8 protein-coding genes and 1 pseudogene are annotated in these 12698 nt (G+C 62.0%); 4 read left to right on the top strand and 5 right to left on the bottom strand.

Annotated elements, in window-relative coordinates; all coding sequences use genetic code 11:
• Positions 1 to 69: 69 nt before the first annotated feature.
• Together PF1751_RS14430 and PF1751_RS14435 are read right to left on the bottom strand one after the other, a co-directional pair.
• On the bottom strand, positions 70 to 546 hold the full coding sequence (locus PF1751_RS14430) for a DUF6882 domain-containing protein (RefSeq protein ID WP_021493013.1): 477 nt from the start codon (positions 544 to 546) through the stop codon (positions 70 to 72).
• Entirely contained in the window at positions 533 to 1078 is a 546-nt protein-coding gene (locus PF1751_RS14435; protein ID WP_021493012.1) for a GNAT family N-acetyltransferase, read from the bottom strand. The genes PF1751_RS14430 and PF1751_RS14435 overlap by 14 nt, the downstream gene beginning before the upstream one ends.
• 163 nt (positions 1079 to 1241) lie before the next feature.
• Between PF1751_RS14435 and PF1751_RS14440 the strand changes: the two genes are divergently transcribed.
• Entirely contained in the window at positions 1242 to 1802 is a 561-nt protein-coding gene (locus tag PF1751_RS14440) for a cysteine hydrolase family protein (RefSeq protein ID WP_010210149.1), read from the top strand.
• Between the two features lie 34 nt (positions 1803 to 1836).
• Here the strand turns inward: PF1751_RS14440 and PF1751_RS14445 are convergent, their stop codons facing one another.
• Positions 1837 to 3324: an FAD-dependent oxidoreductase gene (locus PF1751_RS14445; protein WP_044287265.1), complete on the bottom strand. Its 1488-nt coding sequence runs from the start codon at positions 3322 to 3324 to the stop codon at positions 1837 to 1839.
• 134 nt (positions 3325 to 3458) lie between these two features.
• On the opposite strand from PF1751_RS14445, the gene PF1751_RS14450 reads away from it, so the two are divergent.
• A complete protein-coding gene (locus tag PF1751_RS14450; protein WP_021493010.1) occupies positions 3459 to 3872 on the top strand; it encodes a MarR family winged helix-turn-helix transcriptional regulator in 414 nt (137 codons plus the stop codon).
• 52 nt (positions 3873 to 3924) lie between these two features.
• Here the strand turns inward: PF1751_RS14450 and nirD are convergent, their stop codons facing one another.
• Both nirD and nirB read right to left on the bottom strand, forming a co-directional pair.
• A complete protein-coding gene (gene nirD / locus PF1751_RS14455; RefSeq protein WP_010210145.1) occupies positions 3925 to 4287 on the bottom strand; it encodes a nitrite reductase small subunit NirD in 363 nt (120 codons plus the stop codon).
• A complete protein-coding gene (gene nirB, locus PF1751_RS14460; protein ID WP_042572274.1) occupies positions 4287 to 6827 on the bottom strand; it encodes a nitrite reductase large subunit NirB in 2541 nt (846 codons plus the stop codon). The genes nirD and nirB overlap by 1 nt, the downstream gene beginning before the upstream one ends.
• Before the next feature lie 576 nt (positions 6828 to 7403).
• Here nirB and PF1751_RS14465 point away from each other — a divergent pair.
• Complete coding sequence (locus PF1751_RS14465) at positions 7404 to 11378, top strand: bifunctional nitrate reductase/sulfite reductase flavoprotein subunit alpha (protein WP_044287266.1); 3975 nt, start codon at positions 7404 to 7406, stop codon at positions 11376 to 11378.
• Positions 11379 to 11610: 232 nt separating this feature from the next.
• Positions 11611 to 12612, top strand: a pseudogene (locus tag PF1751_RS29890) (cache domain-containing protein); the annotation flags it as partial.
• Positions 12613 to 12698 lie beyond the last annotated feature (86 nt).

Genomic DNA, 12698 nt, shown 5'->3' on the forward strand with positions numbered 1-12698 from the left:
TTTATCACGATCTCGCAGGGATAAGGTAGGTCTGTTTTAACGTTCAGCCACCCCACGCAGTATCTTGGGTCATTGAACCGTCCGTATCGACGTGATCGCCAGGAAGGTCGTCGGCCCATCGGGACCGGACGGCCCCCGATAGCACCCTTGCGCCTGGAGGTGATGAACCGCTGCGGCGGTCAGTTCCCAGGCCATGCTTTCATCCTGAATGGCAAAGGCCTGGTCGTCGCCAAACAGGTCAAACCCCGTGATGGCTTGAAGCTGCTTGAGTGGCAGCGCGGCCTCGCGCAATGCAGGGTCGACGCTAGGGTTGCTCCAGGCCCATTTCCAGGTGCTGAATTTACCCGAGTAGCTGCCGATGCTTACGACGTCTGCCACGACGGCCAGCCTGTCGTGGCTGTCGAAGAACTGGAGTACCCCCGTGGATTGTTCGAACCACCAACGGGCCATTTCGCCCAGCCCGTAAACCCGGCTCAACTCCGTCTGTTTCAGTGACAGCTCATCCATCACTTGCGCCAAAAATGCTTCAAATTCATGGTCCGTCATGGACGTCTCCTTGTTGTGCAGGAAAAGCCAGCCGATACCTGACTTCCTCCAGTGTCACGCCGCCCCTTATCAGGTTGCGCTCACTGCCGGCATCCGCGACACAGCCTGCCCTGCGATAAAACCGGATCGCTCTTTCATTAAGGCTCAAGACCCAAAGCGTCACCCCCTGAAACCCACACTCCCTCAATGTCTGCAGGCCGGCCTTCCACAAGGCCAGCCCGGCGCCCGTTTGCCAATACCGGGCTAACACGTAGATGGCCATGACTTCGCCGGTGTTTGCCCCAGCCGCATCTTCGTCACGGCTGGCGCCCACAGAGATCCAGCCGACGACTTGCTTATCCACCTGCGCGACCCACACGTTGGACTCATCCGATTCTAACGCGCGCATCCAGAAGGATTCACGCTGAGCCAGGGTGGCTTCCAGCGAACTCAGGTATTGAGCAGGCATCAGGTCACGATACGCGGCTTGCCAACTGCTGATATGCACCTGGGCAATGGTCTTTGCATCAGAGGGTAATGCCTTGCGGATCATTGAAGTATTCCTGCTTCGTACTCTGGACAACAACGGTAGCGAATACAGGTAACGGATTTATTTTTTCATTCAGTAATCCGCCACCTTTCAGGCTTCGAAAAATTCGCTGTCTGGAAGCACACGCAGGCTGATATGTTTCGAGCCTCACGCAAAGGGAGGTGCCATGCAACCGTTAGCCACCAACGCCGCACTGCTGATCATCGACATGCAGCAAGGCATGAACGAACCGAAGCTGGGGCGACGCAACAACGCGGATGCTGAAGTGCAGATGCAACGCCTGCTAAAGGCGTGGCGGCAATCCAACCGCCCGGTCGTGCACATCCGGCACATGTCCCGCTCGCCCGACTCGGTGTTTTGGCCGGGCCAGCCGGGGTGCGAGTTCCAGCCCGCGCTGCAACCGCTTGCCCTGGAGCATGTGGTGGAGAAGAACGTTCCGGATGCGTTCACCGCGACAGGGTTGGAGCGTTGGCTGCACGTGCGTGGGATCCGGCAATTGGTGATCGCCGGCGTGATCACCAACAACTCGGTCGAGTCCACGGCACGCTCAGGCGGCAACCTGGGCTTTGCGGTGACGGTGGTTTCAGACGCCTGCTACACCTTCGATCAAGTCGATTTATCCGGGCGCCTTTGGCCTGCTGAAGACGTGCATGCGTTGTCGCTGAGCAACCTGGCGATGGACTATGCCGGGGTTGTAGAGACCGACGAAATACTGGCTCATTGCTGAGTGGAGCCGTCATGCATTCGGTGCACCGAATGCGTCAGCATTGGACCCGCTGAAGATAGTCTTCCAGCGTATCGACATGCGCTGAAGAAACCACCGCCCCAACATACCCATCAGGACGCACCAGCACCCACTCGCCAATCGCCAGCCCATAGATGCGTTGAAAGTGCCCCTGGTCGTCGATCAGCTCGCCGCCGGCCCCAACCGTATGAATCTGCACACCAGGCCGCGCCTTGACTAAGCCACCCGCCACGCCGTAGCCCAGCAGTGTCCAGTGGGGTCCCTGAAAAAGGTTGAACAACCGCAATGCCTGCCCAGCGGCACCCCGGACCGGCGCGTCCGGCGCTCGGTCGCCGGCGGCAACGCCGTTGCGCACGGGGTGCTGCAACGCCAGCGAGGACGTGGGGTAGCCGATGTCCAGTTGGTGCACTTCCCTGCCCCGCCGCAGCTCGCCGATGTTCATCTCGCCGAGCAGTTGGGTGGACAAACCGAGCACCGAGGCGGCGACCGGCCGGCGCTCCTGTTCGTAGGTGTCGAGCAAACCATCAGGCGCTCCCTGCACCACCGCAGCCAGCTTCCAGCCGAGGTTGTAGGCGTCCTGCACACTGGTATTGAGGCCCTGGCCACCGGTGGGCGGATGGATATGGGCGGCGTCCCCCACCAGCAGCACCCGGCCCTGGCGGTATTGATCAGCCAAGCGTGCGTTCATGGTGTAGGCCGACGACCAGGTCACGCTGTGTACCTGGAGACCGCCGCGGCCGGTGCGCTGGGCGAGCAGGTGCGTGAGCCCTTCGGCGCTGAAGTCGATGTCGACATCCGCCGGGATCGGCGCCTGGATCTGAAACAGGTCGGTGCCGGCCAGCGGACATATCGCAATCTGGCGCTGCCCATCACCCTCTCCGAAGCGGTGCCAGGCATCACGTGTGAGGCCGCTGAGTACCACATCTGCCACCAGGGCACGTACACCAAGGGTCTTGCCGGGGAAGCCGATATCCAGGGCGTGCCGGACAAAGCTGCGACCGCCATCGGCACCCACCAGCCAACGTGCACGAACGCTTTCTTCGCCGGCCTTGCCGAGCAGTCGCGCGGTGACGCCCTCGGCATCCTGTTCGAACCCCACCAGCTCACAACCAAACTCAGGCTGGTGGCCCAGTTCAAGCAAACGTTCGCGCATCACCTGTTCGGTCAAAAACTGCGGCACCATCAACGGTTGCTGGTAGGGCTCAGCGGGTGTCGGGGCGTTGGTTTGGGTGAATTCGACGTCGCGGTAGCTGCCATCGTCGCGGTAGCGCCGGTCAGTCGGATAGACTCCACCCACGGCCATCAAACGATCGAGAAGCCCCAGGTCTTCGAAGACTTCCTGAGACCTGGGCTGGATGCCCTTGCCACGGGAGCCGGGGAAAGGCTGCTGGTTCTTTTCGATCAAGCGAAAGGTGATGCCCCTTCTCGCCAGGTCGATCGCCAAGGTCAGGCCAGCGGCACCGGCACCGCAAATCAGTACATCGACAGCGAATTGCGTTTTCATACTGGATCACCTATATGTGCAATACGCACATATTAAGAGAGGCCAACACTGTGTCAATAAAAAATGTGCAAAACGCACATATATCTGCCCAACTGCGTGACCTGCATGGCTCATTAGTTGAGATCGTGGGGGTGATGAACCGCCCGCAACGCGACGAGGCGATGGTCCGCGAAGCTGGGATTTCCCTGGACCGCGCCCTGTTTCCATTGCTGGTGCTGGTAGAGCGGCTGGGTCCGATTGGTGTGGTCGAACTGGCCGACCGCGTAGGCCGCGACTACACCACGGTGAGCCGGCAGGTGACCAAGCTGGAAAGCTTGGGCCTGGTGTTGCGCCAGGCAAGCGCAATTGATCGCCGCGTGCGAGAGTCGGTGATTACCGATAAAGGCAAGGCCATGACTGACCGTGTCGATGACGCGCGGGAGAGGATCGGTGTGTCGATCTTCTCCACTTGGGAGGAAGGTGATTTCGACAACCTGGTGCGGTTGATGCGCAAGTTTGCAGAGGACATCAAGGCCGATTCAGTGCGTGCGACGGAGGGCATCGCCTAGGGCCATCTACGTTTCCTGTGGCAAGCGGGGCAAGCCCGCTCGCCACACTGCGTCAATCCAGTGCCAGTTCCACCCCCCCACCGTTCAACCGCACCGGCCACACCCGCAGGCGCTGGTCCGGTGCCTCCAGGCATTGCCCATCTTCCAAGCGGTAATGCTGCTTATAGATCGGCGCCGCCACCACCAGGTCGCCCTTGATACTGCCGATCAAGCCACGTCCGATAACATTGGCACCGGATTCCGGGTCATGGTTGTCAATCGCGTACAAGGTCTGGTCCTGCGCGCCCGGCAGGTAGAACAGCGCCACTTGCGCGCCGTCCAACCACACCACCACGCCGGAATTGCTCACCAGGTCGGACTCGCTGCACACACGTTTCCAGGTGGCCAGGTTGCGTTGGGTATTGAGCTGACTCATCAGGCAATCTCCTCGGTGACGGGAATCAGGTTGAGTTCGGCCGCCATGATCGGCCGACGCTGACCGCGTTCCTGGACGAAGTGGATGTCCGGGTCGGGGCGTTTGTCGTTGACGAAGGTGCGGAAGCGCTTGAGTTTTTCCGGGTCTGCGAGGGCGTTGGCCCACTCGCATTCGTAACGGTCGACGACTTGTTGCATCTGCGCTTCCAGCTCGGCACCCAGGCCCAGGCTGTCGTGCAGGATCACATCCTTGAGGAAATCCAGGCCGCCTTCCAGGCTTTCGCGCCATACCGAGGTGCGTTGCAGCTTGTCGGCGGTGCGGATGTAAAACATCAGGAAACGGTCGATGTATTGGATCAGCGTGGCGTCGTCCAGGTCGGTGGCGAACAGTTCCGCATGACGCGGGCGCATGCCACCGTTGCCGGCGATGTAGAGGTTCCAGCCCTTCTCGGTGGCGATTACGCCGACGTCCTTGCTCTGGGCCTCCGCGCACTCGCGGGTACAGCCGGACACCGCGAACTTGAGTTTGTGCGGCGAGCGCAGGCCCTTGTAGCGGTCTTCGATCTGCAGCGCCATTTTCACACTGTCCTGCACGCCGTAGCGGCACCAGGTGCTGCCCACGCAGGACTTCACCGTGCGCGTGGATTTGCCGTAGGCATGCCCGGTTTCAAACCCGGCGGCGATCAGTTCGCTCCAGATATCCGGCAGTTCGTGCAGTTGCGCCCCAAACAGGTCGATACGCTGGCCGCCGGTGATCTTGGTATAGAGGTCGTATTTCTTCGCCACTTCGCCGATCACAATGAGTTTATCCGCGGTGATCTCGCCGCCCGGAATACGCGGCACCACCGAGTAGGTGCCGTTCTTCTGCATGTTGGCCATGAACGTGTCGTTGGTATCCTGCAACGGCACCAGGGACGCATCCATGATCGGCTGGTTCCAGCACGAGGCCAGGATCGAACCCACCGCCGGTTTGCACACGTCGCAACCGGTATGGCCACGGCCGTGTTTGGCCAGCAGTTCGTCGAAGGTAATGATGCCTTCCACGCGCACCAGGGCGTACAACTCCTGCCGGGTATAGGCGAAATGTTCGCACAGGCTCTTGTCGACGCTGACCCCACGCGCAATCAGCTCATGCTCGAACACTTGCTTGAGCAACCCGGCGCAGCCACCGCAACCGGTGCAGGCTTTTGTCTGGGATTTGAGCAGGCCGAGGTCGCTGCAGCCGCTGTCGATGGCCGAGCAGATCGCGCCTTTGGTCACGTTATGGCAAGAGCACACGGTGGCCGATTCCGGCAACGCGCCAGGGCCCAGGGTCGGCGCGCCGACGGAGGATGGCAGGATCAGGCTGGCCGGTTCGGATGGCAGTGCGATGCCGTTCTGCATGTATTGCAGCAGGGTGTCGTAGTAGCTGTTGTCGCCCACCAATACGGCGCCGATCACCTGCTTGCCCGAGGCATCCACCACCAGGCGTCGATAGCTGGCGCTGGCTTCGTCGATGAACTGATAGCTGCGGGCGCCGGGGGTGTGGGCATGGGCGTCGCCGATAGAGCCCACGTCCACGCCGAGCAACTTGAGTTTGGTCGACATGTCGGCGCCCACAAACGGCTCGGCGGTCTGCTCGCAGAGCAGTGCAGCGACGCCTCGGGCCATCTGGTAGCCCGGTGCGACCAGGCCGAACAGGCTGCCGTTCCAAGAGGCGCACTCACCAATTGCGTAGATGTTCGGGTCGCAACTCAGGCACTCATCATTGATTACCACGCCGCCGCGCGGGCCGATGTCCAGGCCCGCTTGCCGCGCCAACGCGTCCTGGGCGCGGATGCCCGCGGAGAACACGATCAGGTCGGTTTCGAGGAACTCGTCATTGGCAAAATTCATGCGGTAACGGTAGTGCTCGCCCGCACTGATGGATTGGGTGGCGCGCGACAAATGCACCCCCACGCCCAACCGCTCGATCTGCGCCTTGAGCGCCAGGCCGCCAAAGTCGTCGAGTTGCACCGGCATCAAGCGCGGCGCGAACTCCACCACATGGGCTTCAAGGCCCAGGCTTTTCAGCGCGTTGGCAGCTTCCAGCCCCAGCAGGCCTCCGCCCACCACCACGCCACGCCGCGCATTGGCGGCGGCCTTGCGAATCGCGTCCAAGTCTTCAAGGGTGCGATACACCAGTCGTGAATCACCTTCGGCGCCGTCGATAGGTGGCACGAACGGATAGGAGCCGGTGGCCAGCACCAGTTTGTCATAGGCGACGCAGCCGTCAGCGGTAATCACCTCGCAGCGGGCGCGGTCAATCTCCAACACCGGCACGCCGAGATGCAGGGTTACACCCGGCGTCTGGTACAACGAGGCGTCGGACAAGGCCAGCGACTCGGCGTCGCGCCCGCTGAAATATTCGGACAGATGCACCCGGTCATAGGCGCGCATCGGCTCCTCGCTGAACACATGCAAACGGTAGTGATCCAGTGCGCCGCGCTCGATCAATTGCGCCACACAGTGGTGGCCGACCATGCCATTGCCGACGACGATCAAGGTTTTGAGATTGTTCATATAAAGCACCCGACAAAGCTCATCACGGTTTAAAAAAGCAAAAAAAAACGCCTGAAACCTTGCGGTTCCAGGCGTCTTTGCCTGTTCTTATGCGGGTTCGGATCAGGCGACTGCGCCGGATTCTCCGCTATTGCCCCTGGTGTCGATCGTCGTTGACCGAAGTGGGTTGTGGGGGAGCTTGCAGGGTCTGTGCCAAGCCGTCGGATACCCCGCTGCAACGCCGCTGGCGTCGACAACCCACGCTAAAACACCGCCCGCGGCGCCTCCAACTGGTGCGCCCCGCTTCATAAATGTGCACACCCCATCCTCTGCCGAACCGTTTTCTGGGGTGCGCGGACTTGCCCCGCGCCTCGGTCTCAGGAGTGTTGCTGCGCAGCCCGGTGCGGGGCAGGCCCGCTCATCACGACAGGCCGCGTTCCTCAACAAACCGCGCCTTGGACAACCTGGCGCGTGACTTGCTAGGAACACCCCAACCGAGCAGTCAACGCTGACTGCCCTCTCACGACAAAGGCGCCGTGTAATCCCCGTTCTCAACGGAGGGTTGCAAGGCGCCTTTTTTGTTTACGCAGGTTTTAGATGGCCAATCAGAGCATACGCAGTGTGTGTCCCTATTGTGGCGTGGGCTGCGGCATCGTCATGCAGGTAGAAAACAATAACGTGGTCAAGGTGATCGGCGACACGGCCCACCCCACCAACTTCGGCCGGCTGTGCACCAAGGGCACCACCTGCGGGCAAGCCATCGCCGACTCCGGCCGCATGGAAAACGCATATGTCCGCCAGGCCCGGGAGCATGACCCGGTGCGCATCGGCATAGACAAAGCCATCAGCGAAACCGCGCGCCGCCTGCGCCACATCCTCGACACGCACGGGCCGCAGGCATTGGCATTCTATGTGTCAGGGCAGATGTCGCTGGAAGCCCAGTACCTGATCAACAAATTGGCCAAGGGCTTCGTACGCACCCACCACATCGAGTCCAACTCTCGGCTGTGCATGGCCAGCGCCGGCAGTGGCTACAAACTCTCCCTCGGCGCCGACGGCCCGCCAGGGTCCTATGAAGATTTCGATCGGGCCGACCTGTTCTTCGTGATCGGCGCAAACATGGCTGACTGTCACCCCATCCTGTTCCTGCGCATGATGGACCGGGTCAAAGCCGGGGCGAAGCTGATCGTGGTCGACCCACGGCGCAATGCCACGGCGGACAAGGCCAACCTGTTCCTGCCGATCAAACCCGGCACCGACCTGGCGCTGCTCAATGGCTTGCTGCACCTGCTGGTGAAAAACGGCCACACCGACCCTGCCTTTATCGCCGCCTTCACCGACGGCTGGGAGGCGATGCCCGCGTTCCTGGAGGACTATTCGCCAGAGCACGTCGCCGTGATCACCGGCCTGGCCGAAGCGGATATCCGCCAAGCCGCCGACTGGATCGGCCAGGCCGCGGAGTGGATGAGCTGCTGGACCATGGGCCTCAACCAGAGTACCCACGGCACCTGGAACACCAACGCCCTGTGCAACCTGCACCTGGCCACCGGCGCCATTTGCCGACCAGGCAGCGGGCCGTTTTCCCTCACCGGTCAACCCAACGCCATGGGCGGGCGCGAAATGGGCTACATGGGCCCTGGGTTACCGGGGCAACGTTCGGTGCTGGTCGAGGCCGACCGCGCCTTTATCGAGGACTTGTGGCAGATCCCCCCTGACAGCCTGCCGCGCCAGGCCGGGGCTGGCACCGTGGCGATGTTCGAACAGATGGCCGCCGGGCAGATCAAGGCCTGCTGGATCATCTGCACCAACCCGGTCGCCAGCGTGCCCAATCGGCAAACCGTCATCAAGGGCCTGCAAACCGCCGAGCTGGTGATCACCCAGGACGCCTTTCTCGACACCGAGACCAACCGTTACGCCGATATCCTGTTGCCCGGCGCGCTATGGGCCGAGGCCGAAGGGGTGATGATCAACTCCGAGCGCAACCTGACATTGATGCAAAAGGCCGTCGACGCCCCCGGCGAAACCTTGCCCGACTGGCAGATCATCGCCAGGGTCGCCAGTGAGATGGGTTTTGCCGAGGCCTTCACTTACGCCTCGGCGTCCGAGGTGTTTGAGGAAATCAAACGCGCCTGGAACCCCAAGACCGGCTACGACATTCGCGGCGCGAGCTACCCGCGCCTGCGTGAGAAGCCGCTGCAATGGCCCTGCGCATCGGACACTGCAGCGGACCGCAACCCGATCCGCTACGTGGACAAAGGCCCCGTCACCTTCGCCACCGACAACGGCAAAGCCCAGTTCCTCGCCCGACCCCATATGCCGCCGGCGGAACTGCCCGATGAGGCGTTCCCCTTTGTACTCAATACCGGCCGTGTGCAGCACCAATGGCACACCCTGACCAAGACCGGCAAGGTCGCCACCCTGAACAAACTCAACCCCGGCCCCTTCGTCGAATTGCACGCCGAAGACGCCGCCCGCCTGGGCATCAAAGACAAGGACCGGGTTGAAATACGTTCCCGCCGCGGCCACGCGGTGCTGCCCGCCGTGATCACCGACCGCGTGCAGCCAGGCAACTGCTTTGCGCCCTTCCATTGGAACGATGTGTTCGGCGACAACCTGGCGATCAACGCGGTGACCAACGACGCCGTCGACCCGATCTCCTTGCAACCGGAGTTCAAATGCTGCGCCGTCGCCCTGGCCCGCGTTGAGCTGATCGGCCTGCAGTCCCTCGACCGCCCTTCCCCCGTAGCTGAGGACACCGCCATGTCGCGCCTCGACGCCTTCGCCGAAATCGCCGGCATCCGCCACCTGTCTGCGCCGCCACTGAGCGACAGTGAGCGCACCTACCTCGCTGGCTTCCTCAGCGGCCTGCAAGCCAACGCCGCACGCCAGGCCGTCGGCATCCCGGCCATGCCCACGAATGCGCCATTGGCGGATGCCTCGCGGCTGTGGCTGAACGGCTTGCTCGGCGCACTGTTCAGCCCTACAGAATCCCTCGCAACCCCCTCCCCGGCCGTCACCTTGTTGTGGGCCTCGCAAACCGGCAACGCCGAGGCCTTGGCCGAACGTTTTGCCAAGCGCCTGCGCGACGCGGGTATCAGCGTGGAACTGAGCGCGATGTCGGACTTCCCGGCGAGCAAACTGGCGAGCACCCACACCCTGGCGTTGATCAGCAGCACCTTTGGCGACGGCGACCCACCGGACAATGGTGAAGGTTTCTGGCACAGCCTCAGCACCGCCGAGACGCGCCTGGAGTCGCTGCGCTTCGCGGTGCTGGCCCTGGGCGATCCGAATTACGACCAGTTCTGCAACCACGGCAAACAACTCGACCAACGCCTGCTGGAACTGGGCGCCACCCGCCTGCTGGAACGCGTCGACTGCGATACCGAATTTGAAGCGCTGGCCGATGCCTGGCTAGTGCGCTTCCAGCAAACCCTCGCCCCGGCAAAACCCGTCGCACTCGCCACACCCGCGGGTAAAACCAAGCTGTATGGTTCACGCCTGCTGCTTAACCGCCAGCTCAACCCGCTGAGCGCCCACAAGGAAACCCGCCAGTTCGCCCTGGACCTAGCCGACTCCGGGCTGACTTATGAAGCCGGTGATGCGCTGGGCGTACGGCCACGCAACTGCCCCGAACTGGTCAACGAACTGCTCGACCTCACCCGCTTGAAGGCCAGTACCTGCGTGAACGTCGACACGTTCGGCGACGTGCCCCTGCAACAGGCCCTCACTCAGCACTTCGAAATCGCCCGGCCCAGCAGCGACACCCTCGCCTTCATCGCCGAGCGCAGCGCCAACCCTGGCCTCAAGCACTTGCTCAACCCCGAGCATAAGGCCGAACTGAATGACTGGCTGTGGGGCCGGCAACTGGCGGATGTGCTACAGGAATACCCCATCGAGTGTTCGGCGGATGAGCTGCTGGGCACGCTCAAACGCCTGCAACCGCGCCTGTATTCAATCGCATCAAGCGCCAAGGCCCACCCCCATGAAGTGCACCTCACCGTGGCTGCCGTGCGATATGGCAAGCGTAAGGGCGTGTCCTCGACCTTCCTGGCCGACCGTGTCGGCGACGGCGAAGTGCCGCTGTTCGTGCAGCCCTCCAAACACTTCCGCACACCCACTGACGGCGACGTGCCGATGATCATGATTGGCCCCGGTACAGGAATCGCCCCATTCCGTGCGTTCTTGCAGGAGCGTCGCGCGCTGGGTCATCAGGGTCGCAACTGGTTGTTTTTCGGCGAACAGCACGCGGCCAGTGATTTCTACTACCAGGATGAACTGCAAGGCATGCAACGCGACGGCCTGCTCAGCCATTTGAGCCTGGCGTTTTCCCGCGACCAGGCGCAAAAGGTCTACGTGCAGGACCGCATCCGCGAACAGGGTGCCGAGCTGTGGCGCTGGTTGCAGGATGGCGCCAAGCTGTACATCTGCGGCGATGCCAGCCATATGGCGAAAGATGTCGACCAGGCCCTGCGCCACGTCGCGCAAACCCACGGCGGGCTTGGCGTTGAGGGTGCCGTGGATTACTGGCGTCAGCTGAGTGAGCAGAAGCGTTATTTGCGTGATGTGTACTGATTGGATACAGAACAATAAGCACTTTGTATTGTGTACAAAAAACCCTAAAGATTTACCGGCTACGGGCCGAAACAGCAGTGATAGCAAATCGCCGCAAACCTGATACAGGCGCGCGACGATTTGGCCGCCCTTCACGCTGATGGTCGTCTCGATGAAAATAAAAAATAAGCTGGTACTCGCCTTTGTCTCGGTTGCTTTCATTCCGGTAAGCCTGGTGGCCGTGATTTCAGTCATGAACGCACGAACCGAAGCGGTGGATCAGTTCATCGACGGCAGCACCCGGGAAATCCGCCAGATCGATGGCAACATCCGCCAATTCTTCGACGGCACGCTGCAGAACGTCGATCAGATGGCCACCGATTCTGTATACACCTCCGTCAACACACTGAAGAACTATCAGCCCGCGGACGCGGCCAGCCAGCCCATGCCCGCCGAAGCGCAAACGGTGATCGAGCGCTTCGCGCGCTATGGCGCCACACACCCAGCAGCAGCGATCCTGTCCATCGGCCTGGAAGACGGCACCTACGCCAAATGGCCGGATGACCCGCAACTGGCCAAGTACGACCCGCGCACCCGGCCCTGGTACAAAGCAGCCATGGCCAGCCCCGGCAAGACTGTGCGCACCCCCGCGTATTACTACGACAAAGACGACGTCGCCCTGGTGGGCACCGCGCGCGCCCTGCTGGAAAACGGCAAGGCCAAGGGCGTATTCGTGGTCAGCGTCTCGCTGAAAAACCTCACCGAACTGGTCAAGAGCATCAAGTTGGGCGAAAGCGGCTACGTGATGCTGGTCGAAGACGGCGTGGTGCTGGTGGACCCGCGCAACGCCGCGCACAATTTCAAGCCGCTCAAGGACCTGGGCGCGGCCTATGCACAGTTGGCCGAGACACCACAGGGCTCCACTGACGTGGTGATCGACGGCGTGCACTACATGGCCAACGTGTGGACGTCCCCCGGTCTAGGCTGGCGTTATATCGGGCTGATCGAACACCGTGAAGTCATGGCCGAAGCCACACGCATGACCTACCTCACCGCCCTTATTGTCGGTGTGCTGGTGCTGATCTTCGGACTGATCGCGGCGGCCTTCTCCAAGGTCATCGTCAAGCCTATCGGGCAGGTCAGCACCGGCTTGCAGTCCATTGCCCAGGGTGAAGGCGACTTGCGCCACGAACTGCAGGTCCAGGGCAAGGATGAAACCGCCGAACTCGCGGGCTGGTTCAACAAGTTTCTCGCGGCGATCCGTCAACTGATCCAACACATCGGCGCGGCCTCGGCCAATTTGCAGAACGCCTCCAAGGTCAACAGTGAGGTGGCGCACAA

The organism is Pseudomonas simiae (assembly GCF_000934565.1).
Taxonomy (GTDB): domain Bacteria; phylum Pseudomonadota; class Gammaproteobacteria; order Pseudomonadales; family Pseudomonadaceae; genus Aquipseudomonas; species Aquipseudomonas simiae.